The organism is Streptomyces sp. NPDC107546 (assembly GCF_055639175.1).
The window spans coordinates 1-20,926 of the sequence record NZ_JBVKBA010000010.1 but is presented as its reverse complement, the minus strand read 5'-3'; the positions used below and the strand labels follow the sequence as shown (position 1 = coordinate 20,926).

Here is a 20,926-nt window from a genome sequence, read left to right as displayed (position 1 = left end):
TCCCCGCCCCGCACTTCCACACCACCCGGGTCCTGCCGTCAGGCGCGCTCGGCATCACCGGTCTCCCTGGCGGCGATCCGCTCGGCGAGTTCCGCCGCCAGCGACTTGATGGTGTCCAGGCCCGCGCGGCCCCACGGTCGCGGTCGCACATCGAGGGCGCAGACCGTGCCGAGAGCGATGCCCGTGCCGTCCATGAGGGGGGCGCCCAGGTAGGAGCGGACGCCCGCTTCGTCGACGAGCGGATTGCCGGCGAAGCGGGGGTAGTCACGGACGTCCTCCAGGACCAGGGCCTTGCGCCGGACGACCACATGCGGGCAGAAGCCGTACTCGCGGCCCAGATGGCGGACCGGTTCGCCGGCGGCGCCGTCCGGGTCCGCGGGCACGATGAGGGGGCGGTCGTCGGGCTGGTGGAGTCCCGCGAAGTGCTGACGGTGTTCCTCGACGAAGGTGACCATGGCGTACGGCACCTCGGCGAGCCCCGCGAGCCGGTCCGCGAAGGCGTCGAACTCCGGTTCCGCGCGCTCTGCGAGGCCGAGTCGGCGCAGCCTGCGGACGCGCTCGGGGGCATCCGCGTCCTGAGGGGTCAGGAGCAGTCGGCTCAGTCTCATGCGCGGGCTCCGCGGCTCGTGGCGGGTGCCGGCGTCTGCGCGAGGAGGTGGCGGACGAGGGTCAGCAGGGTCTGAATCCCGGAGCTGGAGATCCGGGCGTCGCAGCGCACGACGGGGATCCCGGGATCCAGGTCGAGGGCGGCGCGCACCTCCTCCGGGTCGTAGCGATGGGCGCCGTCGAACTCATTGACGGCGATGATGAATCCGAGGCCGCGGCGCTCGAAGAAGTCGACGGCGGCGAAGCAGTCCTCCAGGCGCCGGGTGTCGGCGATGATCACCGCGCCGAGCGCGCCCTGCGACAGTTCGTCCCACATGAACCAGAAGCGTTCCTGTCCGGGCGTCCCGAACAGGTACAGCACGTGCTTCGGGTCCAGGGTGATCCGGCCGAAGTCCATCGCCACCGTCGTCTCGACCTTGCCCTCGATGCCGTCGAGGCGGTCGGTGGCGGCGCCGGCCGTGGTGAGCAGTTCCTCCGTGCTCAGCGGCGCGATCTCGCTCACCGCGCCCACGAAGGTCGTCTTGCCGACGCCGAACCCTCCCGCCACCAGGATCTTCAGCGCGGTGGGGAAGGGATCAGAGCTGTCGTCGTAGTCCATCGAGCACTGCCTCCAGAAGGGACCGGTCGGTGGGGTTGTGGTGGTGTGCGGGGGGCTTGGTGGTGAGCGCCCCGCAGTCGACGAGGTCGGACAGCAGCACCTTCGTGACCGCCGCCGGCAGCCTCAGGTGGGCGGCGACCTCGGCGAGCGGAACGGGCGAACGGCACAGGCCGAGCGCTTGGGCGTGCTCCGGGCCGAGGGGGCCGACGGGGGTGGAGCCGGTGGCCCTCACCTGTGACAGGAGGTCCAGCGCGGCGGTCGGGCGGGTGCGGCCGCTGCTGATCGTGTAGGGACGCACCAGCCGCCCGGCCGCGTCGTCGAGCCAGGGGCCGTCGCCGGCCGTGGTGACCCTCAAGACCGCGTCGCCGTGGTCTGGTCGGCACTTCGGCGGGGCGCGGTCGTCAGGTACGGTCGCACGCTCTTGACGAGCATCGCCATCTCGTAGCCGAGGACCGCGGCGTCGGCCTCGCGGCCGGCCAGGACGGCGAGACAGGTGCCGGAGCCGGCGGTGGTGACGAACAGCAGGGTGGAGTCGAGTTCGACGACGACCTGCCGTACGTCGCCGCCGTCCCCGAAGCGAACGCCGGCGCTGCGGCCGAGGGCATAGAGGCCGGAGGCGAGGGCCGCCATGTGGTCGGCGCTGTCGGGGTCGAGGCCGTGTCCGGCCTTCACCAGCCCGTCGCAGGAGAGGAGGACCGCGCTCGTGGTGTGCGGTACGCGCTGGACGAGGCCGCTCATCAGCCAGTCGAGGTCATGTGCCTGGGCGGTCGGCGCTTCGCTCGCCATGGTGGATCGACTCCTTGGGGTACGCGGATCTGCGGGAGCGGGTGGGGTCGGGGTGGTCATCCGGCCGTACTGCTCCCGTCGCGGCGGTCTGTCAGGTCGTGTTCGGGCGGGTCCGACTCACGGAGGGCTTCCGCGAGGCCGATGCCCCGTCGGAACGCGGCCATCAGGCCCGGGTCGTGGCCGGTGTACTGGTCGGCGTCCTGGTGGACGGGCGGGGTGGGGCCGCCGCGGAGCTCGGGCGCGAGGTGTTCCTGGGCGCGGCGGCGGGGCAGCGAGGGTCTGCTCGGGGCCGCGCTCGCCGCGTCGAGGCGCGGCACCGGCGGTCTGGTCGCGTTCTCGGCGAGGGGCGCGCGGCCGGCGGGGCGGATGCCGGGCCGGGCCTCGGCGGGGGTGGGCCGTCGTGCGTCGGTGTCGCGGACGGGCAACGCGCTCCGGACGGGGTCGGCCGGGATGCCGTCGGGTGCCGGTCGGCGCGGTTCGTGAAGTACGGGGTGTTCGGACGCGGGGGTGGAGGGATGGGGGGCGGGACGAGTGTGCGGCGGGGCCGCGACGGCCGTGGTGTACGGGTCGGCCGCGGTGACGGCCGGCCACGGGTTGGCGGCGACGGCCGTCTCCCCCGGGCTGGTCGGGGTCGCCGGACTCCGGGGGCCGGCCGCCCCTGCGGTGCCCCGGCCGCCCGTAGGGACCGCGGTGCCCTGCGGTGCCACCGGTGCCATCGTCGCGGCCGCGCCCGGCGCCGGGCCGAGCAGCCCTTGCGGCAGGACGAGCACGGCCTGCACACCGCCATAGATGTTGGTCTGCAGCCGGACGTGGATGCCGTGCCGGCGGGCGAGTTGGGAGACCACGAACAGACCGATGCGGCCGTCCGCCAGGAGACCGGCGACGCTGAACTGGTCCGGGTCGGCGAGCAGGGCGTTCATCTTGTTCTGCTCGGCCTGGGGCATGCCGAGCCCGCGGTCCTCGACCTCCACGGCGAGCCCCGAGGTGACGAGGCTGGCACGCAGCACCACCTGGGTGTGCGGCGGCGAGAACACCGTGGCGTTCTCGACGAGCTCGGCCAGCAGGTGGATCACGTCGGCCACGGCGTGTCCGCGCAGGCTGCCGTCGACCGGCGGCACGAGTCTGACCCGCGTGTACTGCTCGACCTCGGCGGTCGCGGAGCGCAGCACCTCGGTCATGGGGACCGGGTTGCTCCACTGGCGGCGGGAGACGGCGCCGCCGAGCACGGCGAGGTTCTCGGCGTGGCGCCGGATGCGGGTGGCGAGGTGATCGATGTGGAAGAGGCCTTTGAGCAGGTCGGGGTCCTCGATGTCGTTCTCCAGCTCGTCCAGGATGGAGATCTCCCGGTGCACGAGCGACTGCAACCGCCGTGCGAGGTTCAGGAACACCTCGAGCTTCTGTTCGCTGGCCGCCCGACTGGAGAGCCGTGCCGCCTGGACGACCGCGGCGACGGCGCCCTCGTGGGCGCGTGCCAGCTCGGCGGCGAGCTGTTCGAACTCGTCGGCGTCGGCCGCGAGTGTGCCGCGCGGCGCACGTACGGGCGGTGCCTCGCCGTGGCGCAGCGCCTCCACGAGGGCGCGCAGGTCGGCCTCGTCGCGGGCGCTCTCGCGGCGCAACGCGTCGAGCCGGCCGGTCACGGACCGGGCGGCGCGTTCGGCGGCCACGGCGGCGATCACGATGCCCACCACGGTGACTCCGAGGGAGCCCGCGAGCACGGCCCAGAGCGCGAGCGTGGGGCGTGCGCCGGTGGTACGGACGGCGAAGAGCACGGCGGCGCAGGCGGAGAGGGCCACCGCAAGGGGCGGCAGGACGGCCAGACGCCGCAGTTGGGGCCGTATCCGGATCTCGGGCTGCGGAAGGACCGCGTGGGCGGCCGGCCGCCCGTGCCGCCCGCCCTCGCGGCGGTCTTCGCGTGCGGCGGGTGCGCGAAGGTGAGACATCGGCGTCCTCGTCCTTGGTGCGTCGGGGGCGTGGGGGCTCCCGCGGGTCTGCGCGACTCGGGCACGCGCCATCGCGGCGCCGGTCGAGAGAGCCGACGTTCCGGCCCTGCGTCGCCCGACGGACACTCAGAGTAGTCGTCCGTGAGGCACGCGGGGTGGGCTGTTGACAAAGTCATCCGGAGAGCTTCCCGCTCTGGTATGACCTGTCGTACGACAGACCGATAACCGTGTCGGTCGCGCGTTCCTGCTTGCCATCGAAGCGATCAGAGCTGGTCAGAAGTGGTCGTATGCAAAAGGCGAGCCGCTGAGGAATTTCCCGCTCCCCGACCCTCGCCCACTCGAACGCCGATCGAAAAGTCAGCCGGCCCGAGGGTCTTCCGCTCCCCGGAAGCCCGGACGGCTCCCCCGCGATCGTCACCCGGAGTGTCGGTGGCCGCGCGCTGATCGGTCGGCCGCAGGACGGAGCTGATCGAGTCGGGCGACCAGCCGACGTCCGAGGTCTGCCGATCATGACGGGTGCGCTTCAGCCGGAGGACGACACCACGGGTACTGTCGTTGCCGACGAGCAGGCCGCGGAGGGGGCGGCCGGTCCCTCGGAGAACTGACAGCACCACGGGTGGCGCGGAGCAGGACGGCTCACTCTCGCCGCCCTCATGTGAGGGGATACGACCATGACTGTGGCACGCCGGCCAACGCTCAGCGACGTGGCGGAGCAGGTCGGCGTCAGCGCCAAGACGGTGTCACGGGTGCTCAACGGTGACGGGCCGGTCGCCGCCGAGACCCGTGAGCGGGTGATGGAGGCCGTGCGGCGGCTGGGCTTCCGGCCCAACCTCATGGCCCGGCACATCCGCCTCGGCGGCAGCGACACCGCCATCGGGCTGATCGTGCCGGACATGAGCAACCCGTTCTTCGCCACGGTGGTGAGCGGGATCGAGTCGGTGACGCACGGCCGGGGCCTTACGCTCCTCGTCGGCTCCTCCGCCCAGGACGCCGAACGCGAACGCTCCCTGGTCGGGACGTTCCTGGCCCGCCGGGTCAGCGCCCTCCTCATGGCACCGATCGTGAAAGCCGACCACGGATACCTGAAGGCGGAGCGCTCCGCGGGACTGCCGGTGGTCTTCCTCGACCGTCCCGGCACCGGCCTGGCCGCGGACAGCGTGCTCAGCTCCAACCGGCAGGGAGCACACGAGGGCACCGCGCACCTGATCGCGCACGGCCACCACAGGATCGGCTTCGTCGGCAACACGCCCACCCATCTCTACACCCGCCGCATGCGTCTGCAGGGCTACCGGGACGCCCTCACGGAAGCCGGACTGCCGTACGACAGGGCGCTGGTGGCCGGCGGCCACGACATGCAGTCGGCGGCCGCCGACACCGAGCGCCTGCTGAGCCTGGCGGACCCGCCTACGGCGCTGTTCGCGGCGAACAACTTCGCGTCCATGGGAGCCGTGCTGGGGCTGGCCCGGGCCGGCCGCAGGGATGTCGCGCTGGTCGGCTTCGACGACATACCGCTCGCCGAGGTCCTCGAGCCCGCTCTCACCGTGGTCGCCCAGGACCCGGCGGCCATGGGCGCCGCGGCCGCGACGATCGCGCTGGCCCGCCTGGACGGCGACCGCTCCCGGGCCCGCACCACCGAGATACCCACCCGGCTGATCCCCCGCGGCTCGGGGGAACTGCGCCCCCGCTGAAGCCACGAGCGCAGCACAGCGCGGGGCGCGACGCGTGGCGGCGCAGGGTCCGGCACGGCCAGAATGGACGGTCGCGCGTGACACCCGCCATGCGTGGTCCCGTCGACGAATGGCCGGGGATCGACCTGGCCCCCCGATGGGCGACTGCGTACGATGCGAGCGCTCCCGGCCTTCACAGCTCACCCATGGTTTCTCCACAGACCGGGAGCGCGCGCGGGCAATCTTGACGTGCTCATGACCATCCGCGCGGTGTCCACCCCCCACCGAACGAAGGAGAACCATGACCGGCGGACTGCTCCTGAGCGGCGCCATCGCCGCTCTGCTCACCACCACGATTCCGGCACAGCACGGCTCACCCGTCTTCACCGACCCGCCCCCGGACAAGATCGTCATCGACATCGCCACGGTCAACGGCTCAGGTTGTCCACAGGGCACCGCCGCCGTCGCCGTCTCCGAGGACAACACCGCCTTCACGGTGACCTACAGCGACTACCTCGCCCAGGCCGGCGGGAGTTCCGACCCCACCGCCTTCCGCAAGAACTGCCAGCTCAACCTGGTCGTGCACGTCCCGCAGGGCTTCACCTACGCCATCGCCAGCGCCGACTACCGCGGCTTCGCCTCGCTCCAGCAGGGCGCGAGCGGCACCCAGCGGGCCTCGTACTACTTCCAGGGCTCCTCGAACACGGCGTACCGCAACCACCCCTTCAACGGCCCCTACAACGACAACTGGCAGGCCACCGACAGCACGGACTGGGCGCAGCTCGTCTGGGCGCCCTGCGGAGTCCAGCGCAACTTCAACATCAACACCGAACTGCGGGTCACCGCGGGCACGTCGGCGCCCGGCAAGGTCAGCTTCATGACCATGGACTCGACCGACGGAGACATCAGCACCGTGTACCACATGGCCTGGAAGGAGTGTCCGCGCTCCTGAACAAGAGCCGGCGGGCGGGTGAGCACGGCGCCGTCCGCCCGCCGGCGCCGCCGTCGCCGCCGCCCGGAGGACAGGCCGGCGTCATGACGTGGACGGCGTGGTGGACGGCCGCGCGCCGGGGGAGCCCGATGCCGTGTCCTTCTTCCACGGGTCGACACCGAGCCTCCCGGTGGTGCGACGGCCGCCGCCGCGGCGAGGGCGCTCAGGGCGGCGACGTCGACGATGGTTCTGCGCATCCACCCAGCCCATCAGCAACCACACCGGCCGGGCTGTGGCGCAAGCCACTCCTCCAGTCACAGCCACATCACAGGATCACCCGTGCACAAAGGAGAGGAACCCCAGCCGGCACAGGGCTGGGGTTCTTCGAGGTGATGCAGTCAGTGCTGCAGGGTGAGAACACCCGGCCGCCACGGCAGTTGGTCGTAGGGGCCGCCCGCGTCGGGCGACTTGCCCTGGTAGAGGAACTGCAGGTTGCAGGGGTCGATGGTCATGGTCTGGTCGGGGTTGTTGCGGACCAGGTCACCGTGACTGATGTCGTTGGTCCAGGTGGCACCGCTGTTGGCCTTGCCCGCGAAGGGGTTGCTCTCGGTGGCGGCCTGCGGGGTCCACGAGCCGCTCAGGCTGGAGGCCGTGAACGAGCGGAAGTAGCGCTGCTCGTTCGCACCCCGCGCCTCGACGATCATGAGGTACTGGTTCTGGCCCTGGACCTTGTAGACCTGCGGGGCCTCGAACAGGTTTTTCGTCGAGTCGCTCATGACCGTCGTGTACGACGAGCCGAAGTTGCCCGGGAAGTTCCCGATGGGCATGCTCGCCCGGTAGATGCTGCCGTTGTCACCGGCGAAGAACAGGTACATGTTCTGGCCGTCGGCGATCAGGGTCTGGTCGATCGGGGCGGAGCTGGGGATGCTGCCGGTGAACAGCGGCTGCGGCGCGGACCAGCCGTTGGGGTTGGTGGGGTCGCTCGACGTGCGGTAGACGAAGGGCGACGCACCCCACTGGGACGCCAGGACCCAGATGTTCTTGGGCGCGAAGTAGAACAGCGTGGGCGCCACCGCGGACTGGGTCATCCCGCTCTGGCCGGCCGACGCCATGTCCGACCAGTTGGTGAAGGGACTGAACATCATCGAGCCGTACGACGATCCCGACACGTTCGACGCGTAGACCAGGTGCTTGCCGTTGTACGTCACGGTCGTGAAGTCCTTCAGCGAGAGCCAGCCGTTCGCCGGCTGCGCCAACGGACCGGTCGACGTCCACCGGTATGTCGACGGAAGAGAACATGTGCTGCCCGTCCCGGACAGGCCGGTCCACTTCTGGTTGCCGGCGCCGTTGCACGTCCAGATCTCCACCGCTGTGCCGTTGGCCGTACCGGCACCCGTGACGTCCAGGCACAGCCCGGACTCCACGCCCACGATCGTGCCGTCGGAGTTCACCCGCCACTGCTGGTTCGCACCGCCCGTACAGGTCCAGATCTGCACCCGGGTACCGGCCGCGGTGGCGTGGCCCGGAACATCCAGGCACTTGTTGCCGTACACGGTCAGCTGGTTGCTGTCAGTCAACGTCCACTGCTGGTTGTTCCCGCCCGAGCAGTCCCAGATCTGCAGGTAAGTGCCGTCGGTCTGGGCGGCGCCCGGCACATCGAGACACCGGCCGGAACCGACGCCGCGCAAGGCGCCGCTGGTGGCCGCCTGGGCCGGGTTGGCGACGAGCAGCGCCGCCAACGCGACCAGGGCCGCAACCGCAGCGGCGAGCACCACGGACAGATGCCTGCGGCTGAAACTTCGTCCGCGCATGGGGACCTCGTATTCCTTGAGTAAGCGGTTCCGGTCGGCCGGTTCAGGGGCTGTCCGGACTGTCGATGTGGTGCTGTTCGCAGCTGTCCGAGGGCACCGGGCCGGCCATTGACGGTTCGCCCGCTCGCTCGTGCCCGCACGGTGCCGTGCCTGCACCCGCCCTTTTCAGTTCTCCAGGCGCCAGTGCTGGTTCGCACCGCCCGTGCAACTCCACAGCTGGACTTTCGTCCCGTTGGCGGTCCCCTGGCCGTTGGCGTCCAGGCAGAGCCCCGACTGCACTGCTGTGATCGTGCCGTCGGAATTGATGTTCCATTGCTGGTCTGCCTGTCCGCTGCAGTCCCAGATCGCCGCCGGGGTGCCGTTGCCCGCCGCCTGGCCGACGCCCAGGCACTTGTTGCCGTAGACCACCAACTGCTTTCCGGCGGTGTAGGTCCACCGTTGGTTGGAGCCGCCGTTGCAGTCCCACAGTTGTGCCTGCGTGCCGTTGGCCGTGGTGGAGTTGTTGATGTCGAGGCAGCGTCCCGACTGCTGGCCGACGATCTTCTGGTTGCCGGAGGGCGGTGGCGGATTCGAGCCGAACTGTGTGAAGAACTGCCACACCGCTGCCGACGTCCAGGTGCGCCATCCGTCACCGGTGGAACCGTCTATGGGACCGGGGTCGTGGCCCGCTCCGTCGAACGCGGCCCAGACGACGGGGTATCCGGACCTGCATCCGGAGTAGGTGGTGATGATGTGCGTCAGGCTGCCGTAGGCCGGCTCGGGAGGGTTCTGCGGGGTGCAGCCGTTCGCGCGGACGAAGGTATCGCGCAGTTCCCGTCCCAGCGAGATCGGCAGCACGTTGTCCCTGATGCCGTGCAGACCCATGTAGGCGACGGGCTGGGTGCCGCCGTCGCACCCGCTGAGGTTCGCGCCGGAGTAGACCGCGACCGCGCGGAAGACCGTTGCCCGGGAGCAGGCGAGGGCGTACGACATCGCGCCGCCGTAGCTGAAGCCGGCGGAGAAGATTTGGGTGGTGTCGACGCACAGACCTGATTCGATCTGACTGACCATGGCGTCCACGAAGGCCACGTCCTGGCCGCCGGAGTTGGCCCAGCCGTTGCCGATGCCCTGGGGAGCGACGAAGATCGTGCTGTTGTTCGCGTTGTCCGCCAGGCGCCTAAGGCCGTAGTAGGACCAGTTGTACCCGTCCGTTCCGCCCGAGTCGACGTCGCCCGCCGTGCCGCCCCGCCAGTGGAAGCCGAAGATCACCCGGTAGGGGTGGTTGCTGTCGTAGCCGGCAGGAACCCGCAGTATGTAACTGCGGGTCTGGCCGCCGCTCTGAATCGTGTGCGTACCACTTGTGAGCGTCGGGGCCTTGCCACAGCCGGCGGTCGCCTGGACGGCGCCGGTGGTCGTGGCCGACGCGGGCACGCCGAGGCCGCTGCTGAACGAGGTGCCCGCGGCTGCCAGGACGAGAAGTACCGCGGCCACGATGGACATTAAGAGCGGTTTGAGTTTCATACACTCCTTCTTCCGTGGTGGGGGGATGGACAGGGAGCGTCGGTCGCTGAGGCGGTTCAGACGGCGGTGATGGTCCATTCGTTGTTGCTGCTGGAGTTCGGCGTCCACATCACCGTGGTGGAGCCGACCGTGGTGCTGCCGCCGCCATCTAGGGCGGTGCCTGTGCCCCGATTGACGATCTGGTAGCGATTGCCACCGAGACTGTTGAGTGACCACTGCTGGTTGTTGCCGCCGTTCCACACCTCCTGGCGGGCGGGAGCGCCGTTGGCGGAGTCGCCCCAGCTGTCGGCGGCCATGCCGTTGGTGCGGTTCATGATGCGGTGGTAGCCGTTGCCGAGGTCGATCAGCTGCCACTGCAGGTTGGTGCTCCCGTCGTAGTTCCACTGTTTGAGGTCGGAGCCGGAGGCCACGTTGCCCCCGCTGTCGAGCACCAGGCCGCTGGTGACGTTGGCGATCTTCACCCACGTGGTGGAGCCGCCGGGCGCGCCCAGGACGGGGATCTCACCGGAGAAGGTGAGCTTGACCGTGTACGCCAGAGCGCTGAACGGCGGGTTGGACGAGGGCATGGCTATGTGCAGGCCGGAAGCATCCTGGGTCGGAGCGGGCAGGTTGATGTAGCTGCCCGCGGCGTTGTTCAGCAGTTGCGCGCCCGTCAGACTGCTGAGGTTGATCTGGTTCGAGTTCAGCGTGGTGATGGTCATGGTGCCCCCCTGCCAGCCCAGCGCGGTGGCGTAGAGGACCTTGTTGTCCCGGCTGCGGGTGAAGCGGACGTCCTGGGCCTTGCCGACGACCGGTCCGCTGAAGGAACCTCCGCCCATCTTGGTGGGGCCCTCGCCGTAACTGGACCAGGAGCGGGTGCCGTAGACCGCCTCGCCGAAGCGCCCGAGCCAGTCCCCCATGCCGAGCAGGATCGACTGCTGCCCGGAGGGGATGGTGCCGTCGGCCATCGGGGCGATGTTCAGCAGCATGCCGCCGCCCTTGCTGACCCGGTCGATCAGCGAGTGGAGCAGGGCCTGCGTCGAGTAGTAGCCGATGCCCACGGTGTAGCACCAGCTGGAGGAGGAGATGCTGTCGTCGGTCAGCCAGTACGGGGTGAGCAGCCCTGCCGGGCCGCCGCGCTCGAAGTCGAAGACCTCGCCCTTGTTGTCGAGGCCGTCCTTGTAGGTCGCGACCACGTCCTTGTTCCAGGAGACGGCCTGGTTGTAGTAGTGCGCGAGGAACTGGAGCCGGTAGGACTCCTGGACCAGGCCCAGGTCGAAGTCCTGCCAGACCAGGTCCGGCTGGTAGCCGTCGATGACCTCGATCAGCTTGTCGTACCAGAGTTGGTTCTCCGTGGCGGAACCCTGCTGACCGAAGAGGATGCGCAGCGTCGGGTCCGACTGGTACGGCACATGGTCGTAGTAGCCGTTGAAGTGGTAGGCGTGGTGCAGCGAGGCCATGAACTTCAGCCCCTGTCCGCGGATGGCCTGCGCGTGCAGCCCCAGGAGGTCGAGTCTGGGGCCGCGCTGGACCGAGTTCCACGGGTTGGAGCGGCTGTTCCACATGGAGAAGCCGTCGTGGTGCTCGGCGACCGGGCCGGCGAACTTCGCACCCGCGGCCTTGAACAGCCGCGCCCAGGCGTCCGGGTCCCAGTTGCCGCCCTGGGAGGCGAGTTTCGGGGCGAACTGCACGTGGTTGCCGGCCTTGTCGCGGGCTCCGTCGATGAAGTTGTCGTACGGCCAGACCGAGGGGTCGCCGTAGGTGGCGATGTGGTGCTTGTTCTCGTTCGAGCCGCCGATGTACATGTTGCGCGGATACCACTCGTTGCCGAACGCGGGGACGCTGAAGACGCCCCAGTGGTAGTAGATGCCGAACTTGGCGTCCTTGAACCAGGCGGGCGCCGGGGGGTGCTGGTCCACGGAGGACCAGCTGGGGGTGTAGCCGGCCGGGCCTTCGGTCGCCGCGGCCTGCGGGGCGAACCGCAGCAGGCCGAGGGCCGTGGCCGCGCCGGTCGCTGCCAGCAGGCGGCGCCGGCTGATCGGGTGGGGGGTGGGCTTCATGCGGGGCCTCTCGACGTCGTTGAGGGGGTGGTCAGTTGCGCGTCCACTTCTGGTTGTTGCCGCCGTTGCAGGTCCACAGCTCCAGCAGGGTGCCGTTGGCCGTTCCGGCGCCGGTGGCGTCGAGGCACAGGCCGGACTGGGCACCGGTGATGGTGCCGTCGGCGTTGAGCGTCCACTTCTGGTAGCCGCCGCCGTCGCAGGTACGGATGTCGACCTTGGTGCCGGGGCTGGTGCCGCCGCCCGCGGCGTCCAGGCAGGCGCTGCCGTAGACGCGCAGTTCACCGGCCGAGGTGCTCGTCCACTGCTGGTTGCTGCCGCCGTTGCAGTCCCACAGCTCCACCTGGGTACCGGGCGTCTGCGACTGGTTCGGCACGTCCACGCACCGGCCCGAGCCGACCCCGACGACCGCGCCGGTCGTGCCGCCGCCGGTGCCCCCGCTGCCGGGGGTGAGGGACAGGTTGTCGAACTGTGCCGTCTCGCCCTGGCCGGTCGCGTAGCCGGCCTGGCCCGTGGCCCAGGTGCGGTCGTTCACGGAGCCGACCGTCGAGCCGTCGACGACGGCGGTCAGCGTGCTGCCGGAGAACGTCAGCGCCAGGGTGTGCCAGCGGTTGGTGCCCAGCGCCGTGGTGGTGCCGTGGGCCAGGGTGGAGACACTGCCGTTGGTGTTGGAGCTGAGGATCGACCAGGCTCCGGTGTCGCTCACCCGCAGGTGATAGGCGTTCAGTTGCCCGGTGCTGCCGTAGTCCTGGGTGTTCGCGCGGCCCATCAGCTCGGCGTATCCGGGCTGTTCGAGCAGCACGTCGGAGGAGACGGTGTAGTTGCTCCAGCCGACGTCACCGAGCAGAGCGTGCGGATCGGACAGCGCGTCCCAGGTGATCGGTTTCTGCGGGCTCATCTGGCGCACGCACTTGCCGGTGCGGCCGCCGCCGCAGCCGACCACCTCGAAGGCGCCCTGCCAGTCCATGAGGTACTTCGCCTCGGTGCCCGTGGTGTAGCCGTCGAACGAGTCGCTGTAGGGCAGGCTCATGGCGCCCTGGGCGGGGCCGGTGGCGGTGCCCTTGCCCTGGCCGGTCGTGGTGGTCAGGGTGTAGACGTGGTGGGGCTGCACGGTCAGGCTGAAGCCGCCGCCGGACGGGGTGAGGTCCGTGGTGTGCACGAAGTAGTCGGCCGCACTGCCGGAGTCGACGTCGGTCGACCAGACGTGGACGGTTCCGGTGGACAGACCTCCCGTGACGTTGAAGTTCAGGGTCTGGGCGCTGCCGGCGTCCATCGTCTCGATGACGGTGGAGTAGTCGAAGTTGTCGTCGGACTTCAGTGAGACGTAGCTGCCGTTGTTCCGGTTGCCGCCGATGTAGCCGCTGGAGGAGTCGAGGTACCGCCAACCGGGGGCGGTGAACTGCGTGGTGTGCGCCGTCACCCAGGTGTTCTTGCCGATCGAGTAGTGCCCGGACCACGGCTGGGAGGCGAGGGCGAGGCCCATCGTGGGGTAGGGCAGGTTCGGGGTGATCGCGGCCACCACAGGCCAGTTGAGGTATGCGGTCATGCGGCCGTCGATGTATCCGCGGTTGATGCCGCGGGCCACTGCCGGAGCGCCCGCGTTGTAGTCGTCCGAGCCGTTCTCGCTGGCCCACAGCTGCTTGCCGGACGACGTGGCGGCCGACGGCACCGAGCAGTTGGACTGGGAGGAGCGGTAACCGCAGGGGTAGTGCGTGCCGATGATGGTCACCGCGGCGGCGAACGCCGGGTCGGAATCGACGTCGTTCGCCACGTTCCAGTCGGAGTCGGCGGCGACGATCTTGACGCTGCCGTAGCCGTTGGCGTTGAGCGCGCTGCGCAACTGCTTGTACCAGGAGACGTTGTAGCCTCTCTCGTTCCAGCCGCCGAGGTAGTCGATGCCGAGTCCGTGCTGTTTGGCGCAGCCCAGCCACGAGAGCAGGTAGTTGATCATGTCGCTGGACCAGAAGTTGCCGCCGCCGATCCAGCCGGGGGCGCCCCAGGCGAGCCCGTACAGTTCGATGTTCGGGTTGCGGGCCTTGGCCTGCTCCATCAGCCACCATTCGTAGCCGCGGTCGCAGTTGAGGTCGGAGCGGGTGTGCTGGTGACTCGGCTCGGCTCCCGAGGTGGAGTTGGTGTCCCCGCCGATCTCGGCCTTGAGGATCTGGAGGGAGGCGCCGTAGCCGGGCTTGAAGAGGTAGTCGAGGATCTGGCCGCGTTCGGGTTCGGGATAGTCGATCAGGAGTCTGCTGTTGCCGCCTCCGCCGCTGATCGCGCCGACGCCGTCGAATATCCGCCCGCCGGATGTGCCGTTGATGGAAATGGAGGTGGCGGCGTGGGCCGGAGCGGCGGCCGTGCCGACGAGGCCGGCGCAGGCCAGGACGAGGCCCGTGAGCACGGCTGTCGAGGCGCGCAGGCGCCGGAACAACCGTCCGAATGCTGTCACGGTGGTTCCTTTCGCAGGTCGGGGTCCGCGGCCGGGGCGGTCAGCGGACGATGAAGTCCTGGTTGGTGCCCGGTGCGTTCTTGCACTGCCACTGGTCCAGTTGCCGGCCCGCGTTGCCGTCGGCGCCGTAGACGTCCAGGCACAGGCCGCTGTTGCGGTTCTGGAAGGCGTACGAGCCGTCGGACTGGCGCACGGGCAGCCAGAGGGCGTTGGCGGCCGTGCCGGGGGCCTGCTGGACCATGTCAGGGGTGCCCGCCGTCGTGGAGCTGCCGGCGACCGCCACGTCCAAGCCGGAGTTCTGGGCGCGCAGTTCGCCGTAGCCGCCCGAGGCCGGCACGAACCGGAACTGCTGGTTGCCCTGCCCGTTGCAGGTCCACTGGTCGATCGCGGCATCGGCCGGCTGGTACTCGTTCGACGACAACGGCAACGGACCGATGCCGGCCGAGCCGAGGGCGTCGCGGAGGCTCTGCGCAACGGTGACCGGGTCGTCGACGTCGCCCTCGTTGTGGTTGGTGATCATGTCGGGGACGGTGCCGGCGGCCTTCACGTGCGCGAGCCAGGTCTGCCATTCACCGGGGTTGCGCTGCGGGGTGAACGCGAGCGACGGTCCCACGATCTGCTCTCGTCCTCATCCGATCCTCCTGTGGTCGGCGCCGTCGCATCGCGGCGCGGCGACTACCGGGGCGGCGTTCGGATGCCGCCCCGGTGTCGAACGGGGTGTCTCATCGGGTCAGTTCAGCGACCACTGCTGGTTGGACTGGCCGTTGCAGGTCCACAGCTCCACGGGGGTGCCGTTGGCTGTGGCGGCGCCGGTCACGTCCAGGCACAGCCCGGAGGGGGCGCTGGTGACGGTTCCGTTGGCGTTGAACGTCCACTGCTGGTTGCTCTGGCCGTTGCACGTCCAGGTGATGACCTTGGTACCGGGACTGGTGCCCTGCCCGGAGGCGTCCAGGCACAGCCGGCTGCCCCCGACTGAGACGGTCAGTTCGCGGGAGGCGGTCCGGGTCCAGCTCTGGTTCGCCGCCCCGGTGCAGTCCCGGATCTGCATCTGCGTGCCCGGGGTGGTGGAACTGCCCGGCGCCTCCAGGCACTTGCCCGCGCCCACCGCGTGCAGCGCGCCCGTCGTGCCGTCCCCGCCGCCTCCCGACCCGTAGCCGGCGGCGGTGAGGGCGGCCTGGACGGCGTTCTCGGTGGCGTCGGAGGGGTAGCCCGCCGTCATCGCGCCCTCGAAGAACTCGCCGACGCCCGAGACACTGTTGTCTCCACCGGTGCCGAGCAGGACCGAGCTGTCGACTTTCATCGGTGAGTAGCCGTTCGGCAGGGGGCCGGAGAAGGTGGTGGTCAGGCCTCCGCTCGCGCCGTTGCCGTACTTGAGCGTGAAGTTGGTGGTGCCGTTGTTCTTCAGCCACGCGCTGACGAACGGATAGTGCACGCCCTGGTTGTTCGGGTCCTTGTTGGAGCCGGTGTTGGTGTGGAACATGCCGTTCTCCAGGTCGGCCTCGACCCACGGGCCGTTGCCGGTGCATCCGCCGAACCAGCAGGCGTTGCCCCAGTAGATGGCGTTCATGGTGGCGTTGCCGGTGTCGGTGTGGGAGTTCTCACCGCTGCCGTAGTCGAAGCAGCACCACTGGTTGGTGTAGTTCGACGACGTCACCATGTAGATGCCTTCGGGCTGGGATCCGGTGGGCACACCGCTCGCGTGGTCGATCCGGTAGCCGACGCCGGGGGTGACCTTGACGCCGAAGACCTGGTGGCCGGCCGCGGTCACGGGCAGGGCCATGGCGTCCGCCCCGACGTCGGATCCGTTCGGGCCGGGGCCCTTCCAGTAGCCGCCCCAGGAGATCGGCAGGTCGTTGTGCTTGGTGGTCTGGTCGTAGATCTTCGTGATCGTGCACGACGTGCCCGCGCAGAACGACACCTGGGACGCCCCGTCGGCGTAGCCGCCCGCGCTGAGCACTCCGATGTCGCGGTAGCTGTGATCCGAGGCCCGCTGGATCTGGTACAGCGGCCCGTTGTACGACGCGAAAAGCGCTCTGGTCGTGGCGTGCGCCGTCACACACGGCGTACCGCCCGCGGCATAGATGTCGCACGGAAGCGGCGCGTCGGCCGCGGAGGCTTTCGCCGACAGGGCCGCCGGGTGAACGGCGGCGGCCGTGCCTGTCCGTGCGGATGTGGCGAACGCCGGTGTGCCCAACGCGGCCAAGGCCATCGCCAGGACGATCAGGAGCACGGCCGGGAATCGCCTTCGCCGGCGATCGGTTACTGATCCGGGCAAGGAGACCTCCACTGTGGCGGTGCCGCCGAACGGCGGCACCGACGCTGCCAATGGCCGAGGGGAGCGGGGACTCATCCCAGCGTCCACTGCTGGCCGCTGCCGCCGTTGCAGGTCCACAGCTCGGCAAGGGCTCCGTCAGTCGTGGCCCCTCCGGTGACGTCCAGGCACAGGCCGGACTGGACGCCGGTGATCGTTCCGTTGGAGTTCAGCGTCCACTGCTGGTTGGTCTGCCCGTTGCACGGCCAGATCTCCACCTTCGTCCCCGGGGTGGTCTGGTTGTTGTAGGCGTCCAGGCACAGCTGGGCGCTGCCGGAGTAGACGGTGAGCTGGTTGGAGGCGGTATGCGTCCATGTCTGGTTGGCGTCGCCGTTGCAGCTCCAGATCTCCACCTGGGTGCCGGCGGTCGTGGTCGAGTTCGGTACGTCCAGGCACTTGCCCGCACCCACCGCGTGCAGCTCACCGGTCACGCTGGTGCCGCCGCCGCTGCTGGTGCCGCCCGCGACCCGGTACATCACCGTGCCGTGCGCCGGAACCGAGGCGCTGATGGTGCCCGAGGTGGTCGAGGACGCCCCCGACCACAGGTCGGTGAGGGCATACGTGGACGCCCCGGTCTTCCCGATCGCGGCCGCGGTGGTGGTGATGGTCGCCGTCGAACCCGTCTCGTTGAACAACGTCACCGACACGTCTCCGTTGGCCAGCGGCTTGGCGAGCACGTCCAGGCCGCCCGAGGACGACACCATGGTGCCCTGTTTGCCCAAGGGGTCCTGGTCGACCGCGATCACCCGGGAGTTGGTCAGGATGGACAGGGTGCTCGCACTGGCCGAGGGTATGTTGGTGCCCGCGATCAGGGGCGCGGCCATCTCCGCCCACAGACTGAACTCGCTGCGGCTCTCGGTGGCCGTCAGCGAGCCGTTGCCGATCTCCAGCATGTCCGGGTCGTTCCAGTGGCCGGGGCCGGCGTACGAGGCCAGTCCCACGTTGCTGTGGAAGATCGACAGCATGCTGGAGTAGTCGGCGGTGATGTCCCCGGTGGTGCGCCAGCTGTTGCCCACGTCCGCGCCCCAGGTCCACACGTTCTCCTGGCCCCAGTTGCACAGACTGAACAGGATCGGCCGGCCGGTGGCCGCCAGGGCGTCCCGCATCGCGGTGTACCGGGTCCGCGCCGGCGCTCCGGTGTTGTTGCAGTTGTCGTACTTCAGGTAGTCCACGCCCCACGACGCGAACGACTGCGCGTCCGTGGTCTCGTGCCCCAGACTGCCCGGATACCCCGCACAGGTCGCGGTGCCCGCGTCCTCGTAGATCCCCAGCTTCAGCCCCAGCGAGTGCACGTAGTCCGCGGTGCCCTTGATGCCGTCGGGGAACTTGGCCGGGTCCGGCACCAGGTGGCCGCCGGAATCGCGGCTGTGGGTCATCCAGCAGTCGTCGATGTTGACGTACGAGTAGCCCGCCGCCTGCATGCCGTTGGTGTGCATCGCCTGCGCGGTGGACTTGATCAACGACTCGGAGACGTTGCAGCCGTACGCGTTCCAGTCGTTGAATCCCATCTGCGGGGTCAACGCGAGTCCGTTGCCGAGCGCGGCGGCGGGCTGCGCCGTGCCGAGGGAGAGGAGGGGGACGGCCACGGCGAGCAGCACGGCCGAGAACGTGAGCGCCAGAATCCTGCGCAGGGACAGCAGCGGGGCCAGCGGCCGAAGGCGCCTGGTTCTCGCAGTGGTCATGGGCATAGGTCATCGACTCCTGGGCCAAGGTGTGGGAGAGCACGTGCAGGACGGGGGGACAGGTCGCGTTGCGGTCCTTGGGGCACCTGCGGGAGGACAACCGCCTCCCGCAGGTGCTGAAGGGAGGTCAGCGGTACTCGGCCGCGGTGACGTTGGCCTGCACCGCGTTGTCGGTCGCGTCGGAGGGGTAGCCGGCGACGATGGCTCCTTCGTAGAAGGTGCCGGCGCTCAGGTTGGCGCCGCCGCCGGGCTTGCAGCAGTCGCCGCCGCTGCCCAGGACGATGGCCCCCTGCTTCTTCATGGGGCTGTATCCGCCGGGAAGCCCGCCGTCCCAGAGGGTGGTCAGGCCGCCGGACTGCGCGTTGCCGCCCTTGAGGGCGAACCTCGACGTGCCGTTGTTCTTCAGCATCGCGGTGACGAACTTGCCGGGGAACGCCCGCTGGTTGGTGTTCCAGGACTGGCTGCCGCCGGAGTACAGGCCCCATTCGAGATCGGCCTGCACCCAGGGGCCGCTTCCCGAGCAGCCGCCGAACCAGCACTCGGTACCGAAATTGATCGCGTCCATCGCCCCGGCCGCGTCGGCCTTGCGGTCCGTCTCGCTGTTGCCGTAGTCGAAGCAGCAGCCGCCGTTGACGTGGGTGCCGCTGGTCACCATGTACGCCCCTTCGGGTGCGGCTCCGGTCGGCACGCCCGTCAGGTGACCGTCCCGCCAGTAGCTGTTCCCGGGATTGATGTACAGCGAGTAGGCCTTGGTGCCCCCGACGGTCAGCGACTCCGAGGTCGCCTTCGCGGGGCTGCTCTGACTCGATCCGGGTACCTGGGCCGATCCCTGGTACCAGAGGTCGTTGCCGTGCCCGGACTGGTCGCGGACGACTGTGATCACGCACGAGGTGCCCGCGCAGAACGAGTCCTGCGCCGCCGCGTCGGCGAAGCCGCCGGGCGCCAGCACGCCGATGTCCCTGGTCGCGTTGTCCGAGGAGCGCCTGACCTGGTACAGGGAGCCGTTGTACGAACGGTAGAGCGCCCGCACCGTGCTGTGCGCGGCCACGCACGGCGTACCGCCCGCGGCGTAGATGTCGCACGGGCCCGATCCGCTGGGCGGCGGCGGAGACGCCGGCGTGCCCCACTTCTGGTTGCTCTGGCCGTTGCAGGTCCACAGGATGACCGCAGTGCCGTTGGCCGTGGCCGCCCCGTTGACGTCCAGGCAGAATCCGGATGCGACACCGGTGACGGACCCGTCGGGGTTCTGCCGCCACAGCTGGGTCGGCCGCCCGTCGCACGGCCGGATGACCACCGGTGCCCCGGGAGCCGTCCGGTTGTCGTAGGCGTCCACGCACCGGGTGCCGCTCATCGTCCTCAGCTCACCCGCCGACGTGAACTCGAACGCCTGGTTGACCTGGTTGTTGCAGTCCCAGATCTCCAGCGACGTTCCGGGCGTGTCGACGTTGCCCTTGACGTCCAGGCACCGCCCCGACGCCGAGCTCACCAGGGGTGCCGCCGGCGCCGGTGCCGACCATGTCGGCGCGGTCGCCAGCAACACGGTCAGCAGCGCCATCACGCATACGCCGGCGGCCGCCGGTAAGCGGGGTCTCCGGGCTGCGGAGGTCCGGGGCGAAACAGATGAAGGCTGCATTCTGTTCCTTGAAATGTGGGGGAAGGGTACAGAGAGTGCCGTGCCTGTCCAAGAGAGATCACAAGGGCTTACAGGGTGCGCCGACCGCTCCCGTCAGAGTGCCCGAGAGCACCCACAGAGAACACTCAGACATCCCATGTCGCACAGTGATCCCATATGCCTGACACCCTGTCAATAGACCTGTCACGACGAATCGACTCGCGATCCATCCCATGTTTTGCACAGGTCAGCCCGCCGTGACGGCATGCCGGAACCCGCGTCCGGCGACGGCTGCCGTGCCGGGCGCGGGTGTTGTGCGGCTACTCCGATGAGATCCGGGGCGGGAGCGTGCGCCGGGCGCCGATCACCTCACCTGAGATTCCAGTGCTGGTTGGCGCCGCCATTGGAGTCCCAGACCTGGACCGGGGCCCCGTTGCCGGTCTGCCCGGCGGGAATCTCCAGCGCCCGGCCGGAGGCGACGTTGGTCAAGGTGTACGAACCGTCGCCGTTCCGACTCGCCCGCCAGTGCTGGTTCGCGCCACCGTTGGCATCCCAGATCTCGATGCGCGTGCCGTTGCCCGTCTGACCGCCCGGCTCGTCCAGAACCCGGCCACTGCCGACGTTGGTCAGCGTGTACGAACCATCACTGTTCTGACTCGCCCGCCACCGCTGGTTCGCGGCACCACCATTGGCGTCCCAGACCTGCAACGGCGTGCCGTTCCCCGTCTGTCCAGCCGGAACGTCCAACACCCGGCCCGCAGCGACATCACTCAGCGAATACACCGTGCCCGAGACGATGCCTCCTGGGTCCCCCGGGTTCCCCGCACTGCCGCCGAGCGCGGACAGGACCGCGTCGTAGGCCGGCTTCTTGTTGCCGCCCGCGTCGAACAGCAGCGGATTGTCCCCGCTGCGCCAGGAGTCGCTGTCGCGGATGCCCCACACGGTGATGCCGGTGCAGCGGGCGACGTTCATGCACGCCTGGACGGTGTTGGCGTACGCCGTC

At 69.7% G+C, this 20,926-nt stretch carries 16 protein-coding genes; 2 read left to right on the top strand and 14 right to left on the bottom strand.

Features of this window, described 5'->3' with window-relative positions:
• Nucleotides 1-38: 38 nt before the first annotated feature.
• Genes ACZ7L1_RS16610 through ACZ7L1_RS16590 form a run of 5 tightly spaced genes read right to left on the bottom strand, consistent with a single transcriptional unit; the run spans nucleotide 39 to nucleotide 3,930 of the window.
• Nucleotides 39-608 carry a GAF domain-containing protein gene (locus ACZ7L1_RS16610; RefSeq protein ID WP_471437818.1) on the bottom strand — a complete coding sequence of 190 codons (570 nt, stop codon included), beginning with the start codon at nucleotides 606-608 and terminating at the stop codon, nucleotides 39-41.
• Complete coding sequence (locus ACZ7L1_RS16605; RefSeq protein ID WP_471437817.1) at nucleotides 605-1,204, bottom strand: GTP-binding protein; 600 nt, start codon at nucleotides 1,202-1,204, stop codon at nucleotides 605-607. Before ACZ7L1_RS16605 ends, ACZ7L1_RS16610 begins: the two co-directional genes overlap by 4 nt.
• Nucleotides 1,182-1,559 carry a DUF742 domain-containing protein gene (locus tag ACZ7L1_RS16600; RefSeq protein WP_471437815.1) on the bottom strand — a complete coding sequence of 126 codons (378 nt, stop codon included), beginning with the start codon at nucleotides 1,557-1,559 and terminating at the stop codon, nucleotides 1,182-1,184. Before ACZ7L1_RS16600 ends, ACZ7L1_RS16605 begins: the two co-directional genes overlap by 23 nt.
• On the bottom strand, nucleotides 1,556-1,990 hold the full coding sequence (locus tag ACZ7L1_RS16595) for a roadblock/LC7 domain-containing protein (RefSeq protein WP_471437814.1): 435 nt from the start codon (nucleotides 1,988-1,990) through the stop codon (nucleotides 1,556-1,558). The genes ACZ7L1_RS16600 and ACZ7L1_RS16595 overlap by 4 nt, the downstream gene beginning before the upstream one ends.
• A 56-nt stretch (nucleotides 1,991-2,046) precedes the next feature.
• Nucleotides 2,047-3,930 (bottom strand): sensor histidine kinase, encoded by a 1,884-nt coding sequence (locus ACZ7L1_RS16590; RefSeq protein ID WP_471437813.1) that lies wholly within the window; start codon nucleotides 3,928-3,930, stop codon nucleotides 2,047-2,049.
• 671 nt (nucleotides 3,931-4,601) lie between these two features.
• Between ACZ7L1_RS16590 and ACZ7L1_RS16585 the strand changes: the two genes are divergently transcribed.
• Nucleotides 4,602-5,618: a LacI family DNA-binding transcriptional regulator gene (locus ACZ7L1_RS16585; protein WP_471437812.1), complete on the top strand. Its 1,017-nt coding sequence runs from the start codon at nucleotides 4,602-4,604 to the stop codon at nucleotides 5,616-5,618.
• Nucleotides 5,619-5,898: 280 nt separating this feature from the next.
• Nucleotides 5,899-6,549, top strand: a complete 651-nt coding sequence (locus ACZ7L1_RS16580) for a DUF4360 domain-containing protein (RefSeq protein ID WP_471437811.1) — start codon at nucleotides 5,899-5,901, stop codon at nucleotides 6,547-6,549.
• Between the two features lie 377 nt (nucleotides 6,550-6,926).
• Here the strand turns inward: ACZ7L1_RS16580 and ACZ7L1_RS16575 are convergent, their stop codons facing one another.
• The 9 genes from ACZ7L1_RS16575 to ACZ7L1_RS16535 form a co-directional block, all read right to left on the bottom strand.
• Nucleotides 6,927-8,339, bottom strand: a complete 1,413-nt coding sequence (locus ACZ7L1_RS16575) for a non-reducing end alpha-L-arabinofuranosidase family hydrolase (protein ID WP_471437810.1) — start codon at nucleotides 8,337-8,339, stop codon at nucleotides 6,927-6,929.
• Nucleotides 8,340-8,504: 165 nt separating this feature from the next.
• A complete protein-coding gene (locus tag ACZ7L1_RS16570; RefSeq protein ID WP_471438176.1) occupies nucleotides 8,505-9,818 on the bottom strand; it encodes an RICIN domain-containing protein in 1,314 nt (437 codons plus the stop codon).
• A 77-nt stretch (nucleotides 9,819-9,895) separates the two neighbouring features.
• Nucleotides 9,896-11,878, bottom strand: a complete 1,983-nt coding sequence (locus ACZ7L1_RS16565) for an alpha-L-fucosidase (protein ID WP_471437809.1) — start codon at nucleotides 11,876-11,878, stop codon at nucleotides 9,896-9,898.
• Nucleotides 11,879-11,909: 31 nt separating this feature from the next.
• Complete coding sequence (locus ACZ7L1_RS16560; protein WP_471437807.1) at nucleotides 11,910-14,318, bottom strand: ricin-type beta-trefoil lectin domain protein; 2,409 nt, start codon at nucleotides 14,316-14,318, stop codon at nucleotides 11,910-11,912.
• A gap of 40 nt (nucleotides 14,319-14,358) precedes the next feature.
• Complete coding sequence (locus tag ACZ7L1_RS16555) at nucleotides 14,359-14,931, bottom strand: RICIN domain-containing protein (protein WP_471437806.1); 573 nt, start codon at nucleotides 14,929-14,931, stop codon at nucleotides 14,359-14,361.
• A 117-nt stretch (nucleotides 14,932-15,048) separates the two neighbouring features.
• Nucleotides 15,049-16,527: an arabinofuranosidase catalytic domain-containing protein gene (locus tag ACZ7L1_RS16550; protein ID WP_471438174.1), complete on the bottom strand. Its 1,479-nt coding sequence runs from the start codon at nucleotides 16,525-16,527 to the stop codon at nucleotides 15,049-15,051.
• 137 nt (nucleotides 16,528-16,664) lie between these two features.
• Nucleotides 16,665-18,311, bottom strand: a complete 1,647-nt coding sequence (locus tag ACZ7L1_RS16545) for a glycoside hydrolase family 27 protein (protein ID WP_471437805.1) — start codon at nucleotides 18,309-18,311, stop codon at nucleotides 16,665-16,667.
• A gap of 127 nt (nucleotides 18,312-18,438) precedes the next feature.
• A complete protein-coding gene (locus ACZ7L1_RS16540) occupies nucleotides 18,439-19,866 on the bottom strand; it encodes an arabinofuranosidase catalytic domain-containing protein (protein ID WP_471437803.1) in 1,428 nt (475 codons plus the stop codon).
• A gap of 426 nt (nucleotides 19,867-20,292) precedes the next feature.
• The coding region (locus ACZ7L1_RS16535; RefSeq protein ID WP_471437802.1) for an RICIN domain-containing protein at nucleotides 20,293-20,926 on the bottom strand (634 nt) is incomplete at its 5' end.